This is a genomic window from Paenibacillus sp. FSL R7-0333 (assembly GCF_038000365.1).
Taxonomy (GTDB): Bacteria; Bacillota; Bacilli; order Paenibacillales; family Paenibacillaceae; genus Paenibacillus_AQ; species Paenibacillus_AQ silagei.
Genome location: NZ_JBBOBZ010000001.1, coordinates 4,264,000 through 4,284,764 on the forward strand (window position 1 = coordinate 4,264,000; position 20,765 = coordinate 4,284,764).

At 56.7% G+C, this 20,765-nt stretch carries 16 protein-coding genes; all 16 read right to left on the reverse strand.

The features are described 5' to 3' along the window. Nucleotides 1-21 precede the first annotated feature (21 nt). The 16 genes from MKY86_RS18000 to MKY86_RS18075 all read right to left on the reverse strand — a co-directional run bounded on the left by MKY86_RS18000 (nucleotide 22) and on the right by MKY86_RS18075 (nucleotide 20,751). Nucleotides 22-5,973 carry a tail fiber domain-containing protein gene (locus MKY86_RS18000; RefSeq protein ID WP_076083256.1) on the reverse strand — a complete coding sequence of 1,984 codons (5,952 nt, stop codon included), beginning with the start codon at nucleotides 5,971-5,973 and terminating at the stop codon, nucleotides 22-24. A gap of 38 nt (nucleotides 5,974-6,011) precedes the next feature. Then, the gene (locus MKY86_RS18005; RefSeq protein WP_036701070.1) at nucleotides 6,012-6,194 is read right to left on the reverse strand and encodes a hypothetical protein; all 183 of its coding nucleotides are present in this window, start codon (nucleotides 6,192-6,194) and stop codon (nucleotides 6,012-6,014) included. 19 nt (nucleotides 6,195-6,213) lie between these two features. Continuing rightward, nucleotides 6,214-9,054 (reverse strand): tail fiber domain-containing protein, encoded by a 2,841-nt coding sequence (locus MKY86_RS18010; protein ID WP_076083233.1) that lies wholly within the window; start codon nucleotides 9,052-9,054, stop codon nucleotides 6,214-6,216. A gap of 28 nt (nucleotides 9,055-9,082) precedes the next feature. Beyond that, on the reverse strand, nucleotides 9,083-9,832 hold the full coding sequence (locus MKY86_RS18015; protein ID WP_076083230.1) for a phage tail protein: 750 nt from the start codon (nucleotides 9,830-9,832) through the stop codon (nucleotides 9,083-9,085). Next, nucleotides 9,829-10,701 carry a hypothetical protein gene (locus tag MKY86_RS18020; RefSeq protein ID WP_076083208.1) on the reverse strand — a complete coding sequence of 291 codons (873 nt, stop codon included), beginning with the start codon at nucleotides 10,699-10,701 and terminating at the stop codon, nucleotides 9,829-9,831. The genes MKY86_RS18015 and MKY86_RS18020 overlap by 4 nt, the downstream gene beginning before the upstream one ends. Before the next feature lie 22 nt (nucleotides 10,702-10,723). Beyond that, nucleotides 10,724-14,377, reverse strand: a complete 3,654-nt coding sequence (locus MKY86_RS18025; protein ID WP_076083205.1) for a putative baseplate assembly protein — start codon at nucleotides 14,375-14,377, stop codon at nucleotides 10,724-10,726. Further along, nucleotides 14,377-14,772, reverse strand: coding sequence for a GPW/gp25 family protein (locus tag MKY86_RS18030; RefSeq protein WP_036733369.1), 396 nt, complete (start codon nucleotides 14,770-14,772; stop codon nucleotides 14,377-14,379). The genes MKY86_RS18025 and MKY86_RS18030 overlap by 1 nt, the downstream gene beginning before the upstream one ends. A 3-nt stretch (nucleotides 14,773-14,775) precedes the next feature. Next, on the reverse strand, nucleotides 14,776-15,171 hold the full coding sequence (locus MKY86_RS18035; RefSeq protein WP_076083201.1) for a PAAR domain-containing protein: 396 nt from the start codon (nucleotides 15,169-15,171) through the stop codon (nucleotides 14,776-14,778). Between the two features lie 16 nt (nucleotides 15,172-15,187). Further along, nucleotides 15,188-15,907 (reverse strand): phage baseplate assembly protein V, encoded by a 720-nt coding sequence (locus MKY86_RS18040; protein ID WP_076083198.1) that lies wholly within the window; start codon nucleotides 15,905-15,907, stop codon nucleotides 15,188-15,190. Further along, nucleotides 15,904-16,947, reverse strand: coding sequence for a phage late control D family protein (locus tag MKY86_RS18045; RefSeq protein WP_076083195.1), 1,044 nt, complete (start codon nucleotides 16,945-16,947; stop codon nucleotides 15,904-15,906). Before MKY86_RS18045 ends, MKY86_RS18040 begins: the two co-directional genes overlap by 4 nt. 12 nt (nucleotides 16,948-16,959) lie before the next feature. After that, nucleotides 16,960-17,571 (reverse strand): CIS tube protein, encoded by a 612-nt coding sequence (locus tag MKY86_RS18050; protein ID WP_036733360.1) that lies wholly within the window; start codon nucleotides 17,569-17,571, stop codon nucleotides 16,960-16,962. Beyond that, nucleotides 17,571-19,124: a hypothetical protein gene (locus MKY86_RS18055; protein ID WP_076083192.1), complete on the reverse strand. Its 1,554-nt coding sequence runs from the start codon at nucleotides 19,122-19,124 to the stop codon at nucleotides 17,571-17,573. The genes MKY86_RS18050 and MKY86_RS18055 overlap by 1 nt, the downstream gene beginning before the upstream one ends. Further along, complete coding sequence (locus MKY86_RS18060; RefSeq protein WP_036733355.1) at nucleotides 19,124-19,600, reverse strand: phage tail protein; 477 nt, start codon at nucleotides 19,598-19,600, stop codon at nucleotides 19,124-19,126. The genes MKY86_RS18055 and MKY86_RS18060 overlap by 1 nt, the downstream gene beginning before the upstream one ends. Nucleotides 19,601-19,611: 11 nt before the next feature. Beyond that, nucleotides 19,612-19,797: a DUF6760 family protein gene (locus tag MKY86_RS18065; RefSeq protein WP_076083189.1), complete on the reverse strand. Its 186-nt coding sequence runs from the start codon at nucleotides 19,795-19,797 to the stop codon at nucleotides 19,612-19,614. Continuing rightward, the gene (locus tag MKY86_RS18070; RefSeq protein WP_036701224.1) at nucleotides 19,794-20,162 is read right to left on the reverse strand and encodes a hypothetical protein; all 369 of its coding nucleotides are present in this window, start codon (nucleotides 20,160-20,162) and stop codon (nucleotides 19,794-19,796) included. Before MKY86_RS18070 ends, MKY86_RS18065 begins: the two co-directional genes overlap by 4 nt. A gap of 145 nt (nucleotides 20,163-20,307) precedes the next feature. Beyond that, the gene (locus MKY86_RS18075; RefSeq protein WP_019910188.1) at nucleotides 20,308-20,751 is read right to left on the reverse strand and encodes a phage tail protein; all 444 of its coding nucleotides are present in this window, start codon (nucleotides 20,749-20,751) and stop codon (nucleotides 20,308-20,310) included. Between the last annotated feature and the right edge of the window lie 14 nt (nucleotides 20,752-20,765).

Consider the following 20,765-nt stretch of genomic DNA (forward strand, 5'->3'; position numbering starts at 1 on the left):
TACACTGAGGATTTATTGCAATTAAGCGCCTGCCAAGGCCGTGACCTGAACCTTAAGTTCATTGACCTGCTTGCGCATGTCTTGAGCTTCCTTCTGCTGCTTCTGGACTACCGTGGTCAGTACGCCGATGATGTCCATCAGCACTACAGACTTATGATCGGCAGTGGAGAAAATCTGCGGCACATCCTCGGCAATGAAGCCGATATTCTGCTTCTTGCCGTTCTCTGTCTTGTAGTTGAAGGTCACCGGCTTCAGCTTGTTCAGCAGCTCCAGCGCCTTCTTCACCGGCAGGCTGGCGATGTTCTCCTTGTAGGTCCGGGAGGAGGTCTGCGCGAAATTCGTTGCCCTCACATTGCCGTCCACATCCAGCTTGTAATCATCGGCCGGAGCTTTGCCAATTCCGATATTGCTGCTGGAATCTACCGTTAATGCACCTGCAACCTGGACCAGCTCATCATAGACGGAATCCTGGGTGACCAGATTCAGCATACTCCCCTCAATGCCCGCCTGCCATACATTTGCGCCAGCATCCCAGAGAATCTGTGCCTTCTTATCCTTGCCGCGGGCAAGCTCGATCCCCTGGGTGACCATCAGGCTTCCGCTGATCATGGCATCCTTCACGTTCAGTGTATCGCTGAGGGTCAGGTCCTTCACTGACAGCGCGCCGCTGACTGTGACGTCCTTAACAGTTAACGATCCAATCACTTCGGCATCCGTTGCTGTTAATAAGGTGTTGATTACAGCTTTCTTTGCATTCAACGTTCCGCTGACCGTAGCCTCCTTCACATCGGCTGTGCCACTCAGCATTGCGTCCTTAGCGGTTAACGAACCGTTCACAACGGCGTCAGTGACCGTTAACTTCCCGGATACTAGGGCATTGCCGTTCACATCCAGCTTGGCGGCTGGTGCGGCGGTGCCTATCCCGATATTACCGGAAGCCACCTTCACCACAGCGTTCAGATCCGTAAGCTCCTGATGCGTATGACCGCTGTAAGCGAGCTGCTTCAGGCTGCCCGCAAGTCCCAGCTGCCATTCAGCCAGTGCTTCGTTCCATACGATCTGCGCCTTGGCGCCTGTGCCCCTGCCCACATCGATCCCCTGGCTAAGAGTCAGGCTGCCCGTAACTGCAGCGTCCTTCGCGGAGAACGTTCCGCTTACCTCGGCATCCGTAGCCGTTAATACGCCGCTAACGTTGGCGCGCTTAGACGTTAACGTTCCGCTGACTGTCGCGTCAGCAACGGTTATACGGCCGGACACAGCCGCATTGCCGATCACCTCAAGCTTGGCTGTTGGCGCTGCGGTGCCGATTCCGACATTTCCGGAGGCGATCTTCAGCACTCCGGTCAGCTCCGACAGCTCCTCGTGCGTATGGCCGCTGTAAGAGAGCTGCTTCATGCTTCCTGCAATACCCGCCGTCCAGACATCCTGGGCTTCATCCCAGAGCAGCTGTGCCTTCTGATCCGTTCCCCTGTCCACTGCAATCCCATGGCCTAGCGTAAGACTTCCGGTGACGGTGGCGTCCTGTGCAGTGAAGTCTCCGCTGACCGTGGCGTCCTGTGCAGTGAAGCCTCCGCTGACCGTGGCATCCTGTGCGGTGAAAGCTCCGCTGACCGTGACATCCTTAAGTGCAGCCAGGCCGCTGATCTTTGCACTTGCTGCTGCCAAGCCGCCGCTTAGCGAAGCCTCTGTAACCGTCAATGATCCGCTGACAACGGCATTCCCTTTGACCTCCAGCTTAGCAGCCCGGGCATCCGTGCCAATCCCGACATTGCCTTCGTCAACAGTGATGGCCCCCGACAGTGAAGCATACTCGGGGTGGGTATGGCCCTTGAACTCAATAGCCTTCAGGGTATTCGAGACTCCGGCCAGCCACTCATCGGCGGTCTCATCCCATAGAAGCTGGGCTGGAAGAACGGTCCCGCCGCGGAATACCTCCAGACCGGCATTTTGGACAATCGGGGTGCTCTGAGGAGCATATTTGTTGACTCTTATGATGTTGTCTTCTACCTCAAGGGTAGCCGCATTGATCGTCACAATGTCGCCATTCACCGTCAGATTGCCGTTCACGGTCAGATCTTTGGATATGGCGGCGCTGACTGCGCTAAGCTCCCCGCGGATTACTGTATTCCCTTGAACATCAAGCTTGGACTTAGGGTCAGGGCTTAAGGTTCCGATGCCGACCTCTCCGTTTTTGGTTACACTGAACAAGCTGTCTCCGCCAGTTGCTCTAACATCCAGCAGCGCCAGCGGAACCGTGGTTCCGATGCCGACATACCCCTTCGCATCCGAGAACAGGGCGATCGTGTTACCGAGCGAATTGAACAGCTTGTTCTGGCCGCCCTTCCCTGTTCCGAATTCAGAGAAGGTGACCCCATCGCCATAGAACCAGGCATTCTGCTCATTATTCCAGTAGATCCGGGCATTCGGCTGAAGAATTCCGTCTTTGTTCAAACCGCGCGGAGCTTCAAACCCTCCGGCAGTAACATTCCCGGAGATAACTGCATCCTTACTAATCACAGCACCAGCTGCATCAATCCCTTTGTTAAAAGAAGCTGACCCTTCAAATACAGCATCACTATGAGCGGTCAGCTTACCTGAGAAGGAAGCCGCTCCAGAGACCTCTGTCTCTGTCCGGAAGACCGCCTTGCCTGCCACATCCAGCACCTCGGTAGGATTATCCGTACCCACTCCCATCTTGCCGCTGCGGGTCAGGCTGAGTACCGTTCTGCCGGCAGTACCCAGCTTCCAGCGGTCCTTGGCCCACTTGATCTGCGCGTTGGTCTCGGTTCCCTGCTGCACCTCGATGCCGTCTCCAACCGTCACTGTTCCGGCAATTGCCGCGCTGGCGGCAGTCACTGCTCCTGTAATCGTGGCACCCGCAGCCTTCACTGCGCCGGAGGCCTGGACATTGCCTGATGTATCCACTACCAATGCCGCACTGTCTGTAGGTGTTGCAAGCTGCCACTGGGACTTGACCTCATCCCAGGCAAGCTTAGCCGGATTCTCATCCGCGCCGCGATAGACCTCAAGTCCGCCACCTGCAAGCGACTTGACCGTACCGGCATCCTTGTTGACAGTAATCCAGGGACTGCCGATGTCCAGCTGATCTGAGGCGATTCTGGCGGAGGCTCCCCGGATTTCCAGATCTCCGGCTACCGTCAGATGACCGCCCACCGTCAGGTCATGGTGAACATTCACATCCCCTTCGGCGCTGGCGCTGAGTGCCAGGATGTCGCTCTTCGGGTTGTACAGCTGACTATGGAGATGCAGAGCATCTGCACTCGCCATCTGTGTCAGCTTGTCCCAGGAGCTGCCGCTGGCGACATTCTCCAGAGAATTCCCGATACCCACCTTCCACTTCCGCTCGCTTTCGTTCCAGAACATTCTGGCAGGCGGCTGCGCTTCTCCCCGGAACACTTCAATACCGCTCTCAGTGGCTGGCGGGGTATCCCCTGCGAATTTGTTGATCTCAATGACGTTATTGGTGACGACCAGATCCTCACGGTTAAGCGTTGTCGTGGTGCCTTTGACGATTAGGTTGCCATCTACCTTAACCAGGCCCGTCACCGCCAGACCACCGCTGACTTCCGCCCCGTTATTGACAGTAAGGGTGCCCTGCACCTCAGCATCATTGATCATTTCAATATCACCATCTGCGGTTACCTGGACAGCCGTGTTACCCGCGCTATCGCTCAGGGAATTGTGCCGGTGCAGGCCATCAGCATCTGAGCTAACGCCTCCGGTCAATGCGTCCCAATTGCTCCCGTAAGCAATATTGGACAGCTCGTCGCCCAATCCCAGCTTCCATCTGCCATCCGTCTCGTCCCAGAGCAGCTTGGCGCTCGGGTTCAGCTTGCCCCGGTAGACCTCAATACTGCTCTGCTTCAGGGAGGAACTGTTCCCCTCGAATTTATTGAGTTCAATCCGGTTGCTGACCACCACCAGATCTTCCTTTTTGACGAAGGTCGTAGTGCCCTTGACCGTCAGATTGCCTTCAATCGTGGCCGATCCTCCCACATTCAGGTCGGATTTCAGAGTGGCGCTGCCTTTGGCCAGCAGGGTGCCGCCAAGCTCCATGTTCCCGGATGCCGACAGCTTTCCCTGCCCGTCAGCCGACAGAACCGTTCCGCCCGACGGTGTGCTCAGTGTGCTGTGCTTGTGGGACGCATCCGCCACAGTCCCGTTCGTCAGCGAGTCCCACTTGGTCCCGTACGGAATGTCGGACATGCTGCCTTCAATGCCGATTCTCCACTTGCGTTCGGCTTCATTCCATTCCACGCGCGCAGCGGGATTCTGGCTGCCCCGGTAGACATCCAGCCCTGCTTTGCTGCCTAGAACAGCATGATTCTCCCCTTTATTCACTGTCAGGAAGCTGTCTGCCACCTCCTGCTCCACTTTGCGGATCACGACCTCCTCTTCCCTGACGATCAGCTTGTTCACCGTGAGGGTCTCGCCAACCATCAGATCATGAGGGACATTCACATTGCCGTCAGCACCGATCTCCAGGGCAAGCAGGCTCTTGTCCTCATTATGGAACTGACTGTGGGTATGCAGGGCATCCGCATTGCTGCTGCCGCCTGTAAGCTCATCCCACTGCTTCCCGTCAGGGATATTGGTCATATCCCCATTGGCTGTGCCGGTCTGCCAGGATTTCGCCTCTTCATTCCAGGCAATTTTGGCATTCGGCAGCGTGGCTCCCCGGAAGACCTCCAGACCGTCCTCCCGGGATACAAGCTTGCCGGACACACTCATCCCCCGGTCAACCAGGACCGTACCTGTATTGTCCGTACGAAGTGCCGGCTTGCCATCTGCAGTATTCAGCTGGCTGTGGCTATGCAGGCTGTCCGCATTGGCGCCGTGATGCAGCTGCTCCCAGTCTGCTCCGTAAGCAACCTTGAACATGCCGCTGGCCTTGTCACCCTCCAGCGCTTCGGTTCCGATCATCCAGCTCTCATTCTTCTCATCCCATTGCAGCTTGGCACTGGAATGATCCTTACGCAGGATCTCAAGGCCCATCCGGTCTTCTTCAGCGGCATTCTGATTCAGGGTAACCTTGCTTCCGCCGATGATAACCTGGGGAACGTCCAGCACCGCCATTCCTCCGCTGACTTCAATCCCTTGCTTCGCGGAGAGGGGCCCCTCCATAGTCGACGCGCCGGAGACCTCCAGATCGCCGGACTCATTCACCTTGAACACCGCTGCGCTGCCCGAGGTTACTGATAGCGTGCCGTCTATATCCACCGCTCCATAAGTGCTGATGGCTCCCGCCTTGATATCGCCAGTGAACTCCGTCAGCGCAGCGTGAACATTGAGCCGGCTCCCTGCCTCACCGTCCAGTTCCTCCGAATTGCTAAGGAAGGGCGTCTCGGGCTTCTTCTCTTTGCCAATAATGATCTGATCTGCCTTAAGTACCGTCCCGCCTGCCGCCCTGGTCACCAGCTGAGACCCGTCTACATCCGTCTCATAGATCCCGCCGATCGTTAAGGACCCATCCTGGGAATGCTTCAGATTCACACGGGCCAGCAGGATATTCTGGTGTACATCTGCGGGCTTCCGGGAGCTTATATCAATGTTCGCCTGCTCCAGCACATGGATGGGGTTGCCTCCTCCCTTGAGCAGATCTGTATCCGTCAGCTTTTCCTTATAGCTGATAGAAATATAGATCTGATCCGAAGTGCTGTACCCGGAGAGATTAATCACCCGATCCGGGTGAGCGTCACTGACCATAATTTCCTGGCTGATCTCCTCATTCTGCTCCGGGTCGGTGACACGGTTGAGGGCAAAGCCCGGAGCGATCTCAACGGTTATCCCGTCCCGCATGGTGACCTTAAGGCCATCCACGACTCCCCAATCATGAAAATGACGGTTGTGCAGCTGCCGCACACGCTTATGGTAATTCTGATCCAGCGTCAGATCCTCTTCCTTCAGCAGCAGCCCGTTGAAATAATTCATGCGTTTCATATCCTTTGGCACAATCCCACTCCTCCCGGCTCTTCATAGTTACAGCTAGCTTAGGCCTGAACGGACTCCTCTTCTGCGGCAGCCAGCTCCTCAAGCACCTGGATTGCCCCGCTGATGCGTGTTAAGGTATATCCCAGATTGGTACGCTTCTCGTCCAGCTCCTGGATCATCTGCCGCCCGGATTCAAGCTCTGCCTTCAGTTCGTTCATGCGTGCTTCTAATTGTTCTTTCATGAGTTCATCCTCCTAAGGTTTAGGCACCCTGCAGGGTGTCGATTTGTTTTTGCATTCTTGTGATCGCTTTCTGCTGATCCTTCATCACGCTGGTCAGCACAGCAATGATATCCATCCCGCTGATCGCCCGCTGATCCGGATCGGCCAGAACAGCCGGTACTTCCTCCGCAATGAAGCCGAGTGTCTTTGGCTTGGTGCCTCCTTTGTATTTAAAAGAGACCGGGTTCAGCCCGTCCAGCAGCTGCTTCGCTTCCTTGACCGGAATGTCGGCAATATTGTCCTTCAGCTCGCGCGAAGACCACCAGTACATGCTGCCGTTGGCATAGACCCCGCCGCTGGCATGAAGATAGATGCGGTCGCCGGCATCATTAGAGACTCCGATGTCCAGCACGCAGTTCTCCCCGCTGGTCGGATAGTACTTGATCCAGGCCGAGTCGCCGCTGCCGCCGCCGGGATCGGACGGGAAGATAATCCCGTTATTGCCACTGCCTGCGCTGGGGATCAGGGCATTTCTCACTTCCAGGCTGCTATGGACAGAAGCATAGGACCAGTCGTTGCCGTAGTTGAGCACCAGATGGCTGCCATTGTCGACCAGCGCCCGGCCGGGAGTCCCTCGGCGTCCGGGATAACCGATGTAGAAATCAGCGCAGCGGACAATGGCGGCGAATTCCTCAGCTACATCCAGCTTTTTGAATTTGCCGGCGAAGTTGAACACCTCTGTCTTGATACTGCCTTTGATCTCAAGGTCGCCGCCAATATATGCGCCCCCCTTCACCTGCAGGGAGCCATTCACATCCAGGTTATCCCAGATGGAGACTCTGCGGACTCCTGATTTCCCGTTTCCCGCGATCATCAATGAATTGTAGTTCGTAGTATCGTTACTGATCTCGGCATGGTTGGGCGATTGACCCGTGAAGCCTGTCCAGCCAGAGGTGAAGCGGACCGGATTCTGGCCGCTCAGGATACGCAGTTCCCCTGCCACATCCAGCTTATCGGCAGGCTCCAGCGTTCCGATGCCCACGTTGCCGGATGCTATCAGGGAGATATGGTCACTCCTGTCATTGGAGGTGCCGATCTCCAGCGTGCAATCCTCGCCTGTACGGGGATAGTACTTGATCCACGCCTGATCCGACCCGCCTCCGCCCGGATTGGCCGGGAATATAATACCGCTGTGCGCCCCGTTCCCCGTGCTTGGAATAATCTCCTGGGAGGCCTGCATTGTCCCGTTCACATACAGAAATCCGTTCACATCCAGCCGGTCCCAGATGGCGACCTTTCGCTTCTGCCCGGCAGAATTGTTGCCGACAATCATCAGCGCCTTGTAATCTGTAGTATCGTTACAGATCTCCGCACCGTTCATCTGCTTGTCGGGAAAGCCCGTCCAAGCGGAGGTGAAGCGGAGCGGGTTCCGGCCGCTGAGCAGGCGTACGCTGCCCTCGACATCCAGCGAATCCTCCAGTACCTTCTGCGGGCCGATGCCGACATAGCCGTTCTTATTCCAGGAGAGCGCCTGCTTGTCTGTGCGGGAGCCGTCGGCGTTAACCGTCCGGGTTCCGAGGGCCCCGCCGCTGCCGCCGAATACTACCGGACCATCCACCTCTGCCGCAGCGAAGGGCTTCCCGGCTCCGAACCAGCCCAGGCCATGCGAATGGTCAACCGTGTCCGGGTTCGTTCCTTTCAGCAGCAGGATTCTGTCGTCCTGCAGGGCAAGATCAGCATCACTGTACAGCTTGCCCGCCCCGGTGAAGCCGAAGCTTTGGCCTGCTGATGAAGACAGCTTACTGTGCCGATGCAGCAGATCAGCGAATTCAGATTTGATCAGGCTGTCCCACTCATTGCCGTAGGCAATGGTCTTAAGATCGTTGCCGAGCCCGGCCTTGAAGCATTTATCCTCCTCCACCCAGACAATCCGTGCATCATGCTTGCCCCCGTCGCCCCGGTATACTTCCAGGCCGCCATCACGCGCACCGGGAAATACATAGTTCGGATCATCCGTGTTGGGGCTGTTCACCTCAACGAAGCTGTTCATAATCCGCATCTCGCTCTGGGCCTTGTCCTTGCTCTTCAGAATCAGCTCGCCCTCAATCGTCAGCGCTCCGGCCACACTCATAGCCCCTGTGAAGCGGGTCTCGGGAGCTCTAATCTCCAGCACTTTACCGGCCTGCAGTGTAGTCATAGACGGCATCGCTGCCAGAACGGCTTCACTCAGCCCCGCGCTGTCCATGCTGTCTTCACTCTGAACCGGGATCACCAGCTTCTCCGTGACCAGCTTTTTGCCGGCGGCACCGGCATAGGTTCTTAAGGGCGTCCGGGCCGCATCACTGTCGTAATCGTAGATACATGTACTGTCGATGGTAATGCCTGCCCCTTCTGTGCGGGGAACCACCCGGGCCAGAAGGATCGTATCGGTACCCTCAGGCTTAGTGGTTCCGTGACTGATTTTTCCCCGCTCCCAGATATGGATCTGTTCCCCTTGACCACGCTCAATGCTGCGTTCGGCCCCCACCTCTTCGTAGCTGACCCAGATGTAGATATTCTCATTGGCGTTATACTCGGAGAGGTTGACCGGATTATCCGGATGTCCTTCATAGATCAGGATTTCCTGGCTGATGCTCTCATACTTGTCGCCGTTCTTGACCAGCACCAGATTCAGGGCCAACCCCTCCGCAATGCTCACCTTCATGGATTCCCCCGGCTTCGCCGAGGGCAGTACCTTGAGCCCGCAGACAATCCCCCAGGTATGCAGATAACGGTTATGCAGCCGCTGCAGGCGCAAGTGAAACTCCTGATCGAGCTTATAATCCTCAGCGTTCAGGAAGAGCCCGTCAAAGTAGCTCATTCTTCTTAATTCTTTTCCCATGATTCGCTTGCCTCCCGGTCTATAATCTCTATTGCTCTGTCATACCCCCGACTAAGGTTTCCATCCCCACACGCCCATAGACCCCCAGACGCATAGACGGGACTTCAATATTCAAGCTGGAATTGGTGTAAAAGGGCCGCTCCTTCCGGATCACCTCCTGCAGATTCCGCACCTTCTGCTGCAGCAGGCTCCGGCTGTACGCCGGGAGGATGATATGGACGGAGAAGTAGCTCGGCTCGGCCGCCCCAACCATCGTATTGATGCCTATACGCCGGGCATCACCGAGACGGACAGGCTCCTCGTAGCTATAGATACGGATGGCCGCCTCTTCACCGGCGTGAACCTGCAAATATTCGGCCAGACCGCCCAGGGTTCCGCGTTTCTTGTAGAGCTGGACGATGCTGCTGATCAGCTTGCGGTTAACGGTGCTGCGTGTGTCCGCAAGCGGAAGAATCTGCGTAGGGGCAAGCGTGCGCTCCAGGTTATCCTCCTCACCGTCATACTCTACGCCTTCGGCCAACTGGAGGCCCACCCAGCCTGCAAGCCAGGGCAGAAACTGTGAGGGAGCCGTCTGCGGATCGAAGTATTGATGCAATCCGTCCAGCAAGGCCTCCATTCCCACAGATTCCGCGCCTGCCGTCCCCGTATTGCCGGAGAGCATGGCTTCGAAGGCCTTCAGGAACCGTCCCAGAAAAAACTGTTCATCGGACTCCCCCGATTTCTGCTGGAACACCCGGGGGAGATACTCCACATAACTGTACCCGTCTGTCTTGCTCATGCTTCCACCTCAATCTTCAGGTCCTTCAGCTTAAATAACTGGAATGGCAGCAGGTCGGGCGAGTCCAGAGTCACGCTGGTGACATGATCAATGCCGGCGATTCCCTCTACCAGATGATACAGATCCGAGGCGTACAGCTTCCTCCCAGGAAGCCAGCCCTGTCCGTGCTCTCCCCCGTTAACCGGGTCCAGGAACTGTACAATACTATCGTTCACGATACTCCCGATGCTCTGATTCCCGGCGGCAACCGTCATTTCGATCACAACGTCCCGGTAATCAGGCTCAACGACATGGACACGGGTCGTCAGCAGCTTGCTCTTCTCCAGGAAGGCCTTAACCTGCTGCTTGATCTCCGTCATGTCTCTGCGCAGATCCTGCTGATTCGCAGTCTGGAGCACCAGAACCACCGACACATGCCCGAAGGCTTCTTTATTCCGCCCGGTGCCGTTCTCCATATCCGTATTAATCAGACAGAGCGTTCGGACCGCAAGGTCGGGATACGTACTCCGAATCCCCGGGATATCCAGCAGGCTCTGCCTCGCCAGCAGCTGGTAATCTTCTGACGTCACAGCCCTATAACATTCGGAGAACTGCTTCGCTCCGCGGGATATTCCGCTGGCCAATGCCTCTCCGTCCTCCAGGGTGATACCCAGCAGCTTGAGGAATTGCTGCTTGCTCTCATCGGTCACCTGGTCAAGCCTGTAGAGGACCATCTCCGTGAAATAGGCGAACAGCTCCACCAGCGTAATGCCGGGATCGGAGGGATTATAGTTCGTCCATTCCGGATCGTAGAGCGGAATCAGCGCAGTGGCGTCAGCCACAAGCTGGTCAAAGCCAAGATCATCCAGCTTCAATACTGGAAGCGTCATAGGTTCTTCCTCCTTTCTGTAGTTACGGCTCCAAGGCATTACAATACGGACACCGCGCCACTGTGTCCGGTATACCGGACAGCCCCGTCAGATACCTCCGCTCTTCCATGCGGATATCCTCCAGCCCGCACGCTGCCGTGGTTGCGGTCAGATCATGAATCAGGTCTGCACGCTTATCCATAAGATACGGAAAAGGATGCTCCTCCGGCTTGTTCACCAGATGCAGCCCGCCGCAGATCAGCTCATCCTCTTCCAGATGAATATTGCCGCTGCCGATGGTGCGGATCTTGAGCGGCGTGGTATTGATGTATTCATCCGTCCGGCTCAGGAAGACAATATCCTTCTCCTCGAATACCGCGGTCTTCACCACAAAGGTTACCAACCCCGAATCCAGCCTATTGAGGATATACGTCCGGACCGTCAGATCATCCGTGAGTTCAAATTCCAGATCGCTGCCCTCAGGATAGCTCTCGGCAAGCGGTTCTTCGTCAAGGGTCTGGCATTCGAGCATATCACCGTCAATGGAGAGAACAATCAGCTCCACCGGCTTCCGGGATCTGTAGCGGAGCCTGATGATTCCGTTCTCCTTGAATCCTCTGAGCACCAGCGATTTCACTTCATCCCCGGCATCCACCGGCTCAGCAAGGGCAAATTGAAGCGCGTTGTCCTCAGAGCGGACCAGGCTGTATTTCGGATAGGCGGCCTGGGGCTTATACGGCCCGTTCTCAAGCGGCTCCAGCTTCAGCGTGAAGCATTGCACTGAAGCCTTGACGAGCACATCCGATACATAGTCAACTCCCGGCGTCTGCTTAATCACGGCATAGACCTCGGAGACATACAGGTTCTGTCCCAGCTCCCAGCCCGTGTTCCCGTCTGCGCCCTTAAGCGGATGAAAGAACTGCTTCAGGTTATCGATGATCCTGCCCTCTGCTACCTTCCGCTGGTCTGGAGAGGTAAATACTACGGTTGCTTCCACAGCCGTGCGGACATAGTCCGGGCCAATGACCTCAATCCCCGGCTCGGCGGTGTTCAGGGGGGCCGAGATCCGTTCGCACAGATAGGCTTCAATCTCACCGCGCAATTCCTGGCTCGGCACCGGCCTCGGATCGTCTGTCTCCGGTACCACGATCAGGGTAGCCCTACCCGGGGTGAATTCCAGCTCCCGGTTCATAGCACTGAGACATTTCACCTTGGCAATCTGGGGCATCGCTTCACGCACCAGCCATTCCATGTCCTCAGCGGTTACGCCCCTGTTCCAGCTCTTCAGCGTATGCGGCCCGCGAAGCTCGGCCTTCTCTGCTTCCTCCTGATCAAAGCCGCCGTCCGCTGCCACCGGATTCGTTACGGAATCCAGCCAGCTGTAGCTGTCCCATATGCGCGATACCGAGCCTGCGGCAACATTCCCGGACGCCCCGCCGCCATGCTTGTAGTCACATAGGATGTTGTCAGTGCCCATAGGCGGAATCATTCCGCTCCGTCCATCCCCGAACATGATCATTCCGGTGCTTCTGTCCAGCATATAGTGCCTTGAATCTGAAGAGGATACGGAGAATGTATCTACTTCCTCCCACGGTATCCATGCCCCCTGACCGGTGGCTTCCCGGACCTTGAGAAGCTGACCGGGCAGCACGGGTATTTTGGACAACTGAACGATCTGATTCTCCTCACCATTGCTGGAGCCCAAAAGCTCTCCTGCAACGGTATTGGAATTGCGGGCCCAGACCGCGTTAGCGAGAATGGCATCCACCTGCGGGACAATCTCGAACCGGCCTTCATCCAGCCGGGCACGTATCCAGTACTGCTCCGTACCGAACAGCGGCCGCTTCGCAATATCTCCCGGCACGGCAAACTGCAGAATCTCCCTGCGGGTGAAGCCTCTGATCTCATCATTCACGCTGAGTGTCAGCCATCTTCTGCCGTCCCAATACTCCCACGCAACCACCGGACGTCCCAGCTGTTCACCGGTTAGCGGGAAGAAGAGGGACACGGGCAGATCGCTGATATCACGGTCAAAGCCCAGATAGAAGGTCGGCTCCGTCTCAGCGCACGGATAGAAGGGCTTGAAATACTCGCCTTCGTTCCGGCAGGCCGCCGACCTGTCGGCGAAGCTGAAGTTATTCTCTGTGAGTACGGTCTGCGGATGCGCCTCCAGCGTGTAGCTGTAGGCAATACTGAGCTTACGGATGGATGGCGGCGCGTAAGTCGCTTGGGTCACCTTGAGCTTGGCTACATTAATGCTTCCCTCCCCCAGCTTGACCTCTTCATCCTGATATTCGTATTTCGCATCCTCGCCGTAATTCCCGCCGGTGATGCGGGCCCGGACCCAGTATTGCTCTTCACCGCCCAGCGTCAGCGGCCGGATACCCGGACAGACGAAGCTCAGCGTTCCGCTGGCAGTAAGGCTACTGACCGCACGGAGAGCAGCGCCGCCATAAGCTGTACCGCCTTCGTCCGCCCTCTCCTCAAGACTGGTGATCGCAAGCCATTCCTGCCCGTTCCAGTATTCCCAGCCGAGTCTCACATACGGTGTGTCCGGCTGCTTGCTGATCTCCGGCTCCGACAGCTCCACCCTCAGCGTAATCCGGGCACCCGGCTTCGAGAAGGCCTCCCCGCAGGCGATATAGAACGTATCGTTGATTCTGGGCTTGTCCCCCAGCGGATAATAATCCTTGCCCATATCCAGCAGGTTTCCGTTATTCACCGTCACATCCGGCGGTAGCGGCTGCGGACTAACCACGTTAAGCTCCAGGCGGATATCTTCGATATCTGGCATTAGCACTCCGGCGGTTATAGGCTTCTTCAGCTCGGCGAAGATCCATTTGCCCGGCCATTCCCGTAGCGTCCCGGACGATCCGTACCCCGCCAGCGTCTTCGTATGCACGCCAGTCAGCCGGTCGAACCGGACCACTGCCCTCCACAGAGCATTCTCTTCCTCTTCCGCTTCGGCTATAGAGGAAGGATACAGCTGCACAGAATTCCCTTCTTCATCGAAACAGAACCAGTCGATATGGTTCAGCAGATCCCCGGTTCTGTCCTGCCCCGGCGCGGCCTTGCTCAGCGCAGCTGCATCAGGCTTGTTGAAATAGACCGATAAGCTGCTGCCCGCTTCCTGGAATCCTAACAGCTCTGTATGCCCCAGATACAATCTGTGGACTACTGTCGAATCGCCCCTGAACAGCCGGGCAGGTCTGCCGGCAGGTCCCCCGGCAACCAGATCATCCTGATTGCTCCACTGGTCCTCCTCCGGATCGAGACTCGCCGCCCGGACCGGCTGTGCCATAATGACGGTCAGATCCTTGTCTGTCTCAAAAACCACCTCCGCCCCCTGCTCCGGCTGGGCGGATACCCGGGTTCCGGCCGGAACCGTGTTATAGCTGCCCGAATCCGGCTTCAGCCGGAAGAGCAGCGGAACTTTGGCAGCACGGGGCGGAGTAGGATGAATGCCGATCAGATTCAGGAAGGAGGTGAAGTTCTTCGCAGGCGCCTGATTCAGCCGGCTGATCACTTTGCCCATCATCCCGGTGAAGATATGGACCAGCGCATCTGCCTTCTTGTCTGCCTCAAGCTCCGGCACATCCGTCCATTCCCGGCTGCAGTATTGGTAGATTAAACGTCGTAGCTCGGGAACCAGGTGTTCCTGATCCCGATTATCAATAATAGGTATTTGCTTTGGCATTATTTCCCCACGCTTTCAAGGAAGAATGGATAGACCAGATTATATTTGCTGTTGCTGGCCCTGATCGAATAGTCAATGGACACCTCAAGCTCGGAGCGGTCTGAGCGCGGGGTGACCGTAATGTCGTCCACTTCAATGCGCGGCTCCCAGTTCTGCAAGGCTTCTTCAATGAAGCTTCGCAGCAAGGTTGCGGTGCTCATGGTATTGGGCGAGAACACCAGCTCATTCAGTCTGCAGCCGAAATCCGGCCGCATGACCCGCTCGCCGCGGGCCGTTGACAGAATCAGAATGATCGATTCCCGGATGGAGTCTTCTCCACCGGAGGATCGGAGACTGCCCCGCTGGACAGCGAGCGGATACGTCCAGCCCCGTCCCAAAAAATCTACAACTTCCATCTCTCAGCCTCCTATTAAGACCGTTCCCGTAGCAGACACTTTCCCTGCCGGTAGGTCGGCCGGATCATTGCAGGTCAGCGCCGGATCACCGTTTCTAGCAGCCTTTTTCCCGTTGATAAATACCGTTGTGCTTCCGGCGCTGATGGTCCCCTTATTGGTTGGAGGCTTCTGAAACGGGCCTCCCTGCGGAACATGGGCCGGCGTATTCGTGGCCGTAGAATCCATGGTGGCTGCCGGCTGCCCCATAATCTTGACATTCGTGCTCAGCGCACCGTCCAGGATTCCCGTGAAGGGATGGGGCAAGGGTGTCGGAACGAGAGCCGATCCGGCTGGAAGCATCACGATATGTGTATCCGTCGCCAGAATCCGGTCGCCTTTTTTCGCTGCAGGCTGTCCCATGAATGAAGCCCCCTCTCTAATTGATGTTGACCGTAGCCCCTTTGATCGTCATACTGGCGGCGGCTTTGACCTCCATCCCGGCCGAGGCTTCGATGGCAGTGCCCGCCGATGATTTCATTTCAATGGATTTGGCGGACAGGGACAGCTTGCCTCCCGCCGAGATTTCAATATCCGCACCGGCGGATACCGATACCTTGTTAGCCTTGGTATCCAGGATGATCCGGTTCTTGCCTGATTTGTCGCTAATCCGGATCTGCTCCGCGCCGCCCTTGTCATCCAGCTTGATTACGTGGCCCTTGGCGGAGGTAAGCGTGATGCTCTCTTCCCCCTTGGTGTCGGCGAACTGCAGAACATGCCCGCTGCGGGATTTGAACAGGCGGATATTATTCTTGCCGTCCTTGTTGGTCTCCGGCGGCAGGTCTTGTCCATTCCACAAGGAGCCAATGATATAAGGGCGGTTGACATCCCCGTTCTCAAAGGCTACCAGTACCTCATCCTCCACCTCCGGCAGGCAAAAGGCTCCCCGCTCCTTCCCGGCCATCCAGGACGCCATACGCGCCCAGTTGGATTCCGGCATCCCCATCAGCGGGATCTTCACCTTCACCCGTCCGGGCCCAGGCTTATCCGCATGGTTCGCCGAGTCATTATTGATGACAATCCCCACCATTACACCGAAAATCCGTCCCTCATTCATGATGCTGTCCATAAAATTGCTAATTCCGGGTCCTTCACTCATAGGCCAGTCCTCTTCACCTTGAACGTCGTGGTATAGCCCTTGCTGTCGATCTTGTGAACTGTAGCTACAATGTAATAAATGCCGCTGAAGCGCTCGCCCAGACCCATCAGCTTCACAGTCTGCCCCGCCCGGAGCTTCGGGTTCCCCCAGCTCATGCCTTCCCCGGCAATGAATTCGCGCAGACGGCTGTTGTAAGCGGCGGCAGCCAGCACCTTGGCTTCGTTCATATCCAGCAGATTCTCGGCCATAATGACAATCGGTGATTCCCCGACCGCTGCGGTGCTGATCGAGAAGCCGCCTTCCTTCCCGCCCATTCTGGTCGTCTCTTCCCCGCTCTTAGCGATGGCCTCAAGCTCCTTCTTCTCCTTCACATCCCAGCCCTTAAGCGTCACTTTACTACCCCGGGTAAGAGCCCTAAGTTCCAGATTCAGCCGTTCAAAATCCTTCTTGAAGCTCATCTCCGGCAGCACCGGGGCCTTCACAGACCGCGACTTGACGAAATGCAGCTTCTTGTCTGCCGCGAACAGCTCATAATCGAGCAGGGCTGCCCGCTCCAGCAGAAATTCGTAGTTGCTCTGATTATTCTGGAAGAGGTAGGGATACACCGTTCCGGTATCCTCCACCACAGGGGTCAGTCCATGCTCCTTGGCGATTTCCGCAGCAATGTCACTATCCTTCTTCTTCAGAAAAGCTTTGCTCCTTGTCCCCATACGCAGCCTGTGCAGCAGATCATATCCGCGGATATCCAGCACCGAATGCTCCGCAAAGTTCAGATCCAGCGAGGTAATCTCCCCGCTGATCATCGGCTCCGGCTGGTCGAGTCCAAGGGAGAGTTTCAGCTGGTCGCCCGGCTTAAGGCTCGTCAGATCCGTTCCCCGCCACATGCCGCTTCCGGCATTCACCATATTCATCTGGATGGAAAATACCGCCGGCAGATTAAGCTCATCCTCCAGCGTGACGCCTTCCACCGCCGCTGTCAGTTCAGCGGACAGCTTGCTTCCGTTCAGCTCGATTTTGTAATTCGCTACACTGGTGCCCATGCAATCCCCGCCTTAATCCGGGATAACCAGAGTTCTCCCGATATCGTTTTTGCCAGGAAAGCCAACCGGATTGACGATCCTGTTCAGCTCGGCAATTCTGCGCCAGGCCAGCGGCTCCTTCAGCGCCTCATTCGCAATGAGGTCGAGCCGGTCCCCGCTTTTGACCACCCACAGCTTCCGGCAGGCATTCAGGCCCTGGCTGTCCTCCACCGACTTGTCCGGCTCATCTGTAATGAAGGTCACATCCAGCAGCGAGCGGACAGGTGTGCCGTTATCCATGAACATCGTGAACTTCTGCTCAATCTTGCTCAGCAGGCCGCGGTAGGTGAAGCCGCCCCAGACGAACATGCAGACCGGCGGTTTTTTCGTGCTTTTGCCGCTGACCTTGGGATCAAGCAGCGAGGTCAGCTGCCGGGTCTTCTTGCGGACATCCTTGCGCTGCTCATAGGTATCGTAGAACAAAGAGACCTTGAACTCCGGTGTCTCTGTAATCTGGAACTGCTTATTGTTCTTCTCACCGGTATATTTGCCTTCAAAAGAAACGGTGTACTCATTGGGGTTAAACATCACCTCAATGGCACCCACGGGCAAATCCAGAGGAATGATCTTCGCTTTCTCCGCCATTATCTTAGCCCCCTCCGATCCTTGCGTATTGCCATTCTCTTCTCCAGCACCTGATATACCCGCTCAGCCAGCTGATTCAGCTCTGCTGCATTCATGGCCGGCGGCGGAACGGCCTTGGTGAAGGCCTGCGCCGGAGCCTGGGCCGCCTGTTCCTGCAGCACACGCTCCAGCTGCTGCTGCATGGGCTCCGGCAGAGCCGCGCGGGGCGCTTCAGGCTTCCGCAGCACCAGGCGGCTATGGCTGGCGGAAGGCTGAAGGTCCGGTTCATAAGCAGGGCCAGCCTTCAGAAGCTGGCTGCCCGGCGACCTTCGCTGCGGGGCGGACGGAAGCTCTGTCCGGTCCGCAGCGTAGATCAGGTCAGCCTCCACCGGAGCCGCAGGCCCAGGCCCTCTTGGAGCTGACCGGCCTCCGGCTGCGGCCATTCGCGCGGAAGCCGCCCGCCTGGCCGCAGCTGGTGCACCTGACGCGTCCCCAAGCGGCAGCAGGATCTGCGGCTGCGCCAGCTGCAATGACTTCATCGGCTGCCTCTGATGAACCGTACTAACGGCTGAGAGCAGCGGGCTCAGAAGCTCCTGCCTGCTCTCCAGCTGTTCAAGCGTTGCCGTCAGCTGCTGACCTAAGCCGAGCTGAAGACTGGTATTTACGCTGGAATGCGGAAGCAGCAGATTATCGGGCTTGAAGCTGAGGGTGGGAGTCTTAAGCTGTGCTTCCACAGCGGTCCCGACTGAGCCCGGGACGGTCTCCCGTTCATGCTTCAATGATTTTGCCCGTACAGAATGCCCAGACTTCTGCCACAAGGGCTGCGCTTCCGCTCCGGTCTCCCTTTCTTGCTTAACGCCATAAGTCCGCAGCAGCTGCATCACCTGCACCAGCTGCTGCTGGTGATGGACTGTATGTGCCGGTCTACCTGTCACCCTGTCCTGCTGCCCTGGAAGGACAGAAGCAGTCGGCAGTTCGCCTCTGTTTTGCCGGTCTCCACCGCTTCTTTCGGCTGTAACGCCTAAAGGCTGCGGCTTCAGAACAGACAACCCGGACGGCGCAGAGACTTGCACCTGTCTTGCTCCGGCTGGATGAGCAGCTACAGGTTCAGCCGGATGAAGCGCTGTATTTCGAATGCGATACTCCGTTGTTAGCTGATGTTGATTGTTTCTATGCTGCGAGACTCTCTCTTGCAGCACCTGTACCGAATCAAATCGTCCGGCTGCTGAATGAAGCCCGCTCCGTAGATCCTCAGCTTGACCAGGAGAAGCAGATTGAGCGCTAAGTCCAGCCGTGCTCCTGCTTTGAGTAATGAGCAGGATGCGGCTTGCCGGTCCGGGATTGTTCTTCCCCGTTACTGCCGGATAATAGAATGACTGATGGATATGGTTGGTCACCAGGTCCGTACGCTGCAATGTCTCCGGTTCCGCAGCATATAGCGGATTGTGCCGCAGGATCAGGTCTTTCAGCTTGCTCCGCCAACGAGTCAGGCCGTATTTTGCCAGAATCGACTGAATGAACTCGGTCTGCTTCTGATTCGCAGGAGCCGCCGTGCTCCGAATGCTCCGGCTCATTACCGGTACCTGTACAGACCGTTATGAGTCAGAACCAGACTCTCGACGGCTACCGCGCTGCTACTGGCGTTGAACGCCGGCCCTTCCCATTTGATGGGACAGGCTTCTATGAAGTTCCACCACACCTTGGGCGTGCCGGAATGATCCAAGAGACAGATGGACCCGCTGCGCCGCCGGATGACCCCATTGACCACATTCTGATACCAGTTCCACAGATATTCATCATTCGTGACCCCGTTTTTCAGCGTCAGATCCGAGTATTTGGTCGGTCCCAGGAACACAAATTCCTTATGATTCTCACCACCGAAGGTTTTGCGCTCCACCTGTGTCTCCACGCTAAGACCTGAGACCTCAGAGAATCCGGCCACGGAGATCCCGTCAATTTCCACGATAAAGTTATAAGCAAGAAAGGGATCTTCCCGGTACCCGGGTACCCAGCTACTTTTCGCGCCGATATTTAGCATATTTGCCTTCATGTTATCCTCTCCTAAGCCTCAAAGAAGTTCTTCTTCTCTTCCCCGCCACTCAGCTTCTGGTTGATCCGGCTGACTTCACTGCACCAGCGGTCCCGTTCAGCATGCTCCAGGTTCAGCACCGCCGTATAGTCCCAGTGCAGATAGTAGGTCAGAAAGGCTACCTCCTCGTAGAGGCGGTCAAGGGGGTAGCCGACTATTCCCCCGGCGGTTCCAGTTCAAGCTCGAAGCGCTGCTCGCATTTGGGGCACTGCGCATGAACCGCATTACTTCCGTTCTGGTTAATCCGGTTATACAGATCCTGCAGATAAGCGAAATCCGAGGTATACAATTCTTCGATGACTCTCGGTGTAATCATGCCCAGCCCGCCCAGTCCGGTGACCACTCTGGAGAGCAGAATGACTGTCAGATACGCAGGGTTCTGCTGAACCCTGGAATCCCGTAGCGGTGTAATCTCATCGGCTGCGGTAGCCAGACGCATGGTCCCCTGCTTATGCAGCGTGCCCGCTTCATCCACGTACCCTTTGGGCAGGGTGAAGCTGAATTCAGTTTGTAATAGTTCCATGATCTCCCTCACTTCCTCCTCTAGACCATCCTCATGTCTTCGCTTCCTTCCGGCATCCCAGCCATGAATATGATGTCCATACCGTCCATCTTATGTTTTGGCGTATCGCATCACATCCACAGTGACGATGACGAAGGGCGGGAAGCTATTTCACTCTGCGTACCCCTTCATGCACCAGCTCCATCGACTCGACAGAGACCTCGTTGCCTTTGGCGCTAAGGGCGCTGACATCATACTTGATCGGCCAGGCTTCGAGGATATCCCACTGCGCCTTGTCATTGCCTTCTTCATCCACCAGGATGATCGACAAGCTCTTGCGGTTCTTCAGCGCGCCTTTATCCTCAATCGACTTGCGCCAGTTGTAGAGCTCCAGGGAGTCGGTCAGACCTTTTTTCAAAGTGATATTCCCGAATTTGGTCAAGCCCGACAGCTTGCGTGCATGCGGGGCATCAATGCCCTCCCGGTAGTCCACAGCCTCTGTGGATGTATCCGGTATCGTTGCGTCTGCGAAGGCTGCGGTCTGAATGCCGTCAATTACAACGCGGAAGCGGTAATTGCGGTAAGGGTCTAATCTTTTGCCGGTTGCCATAGGATAAATCTCCT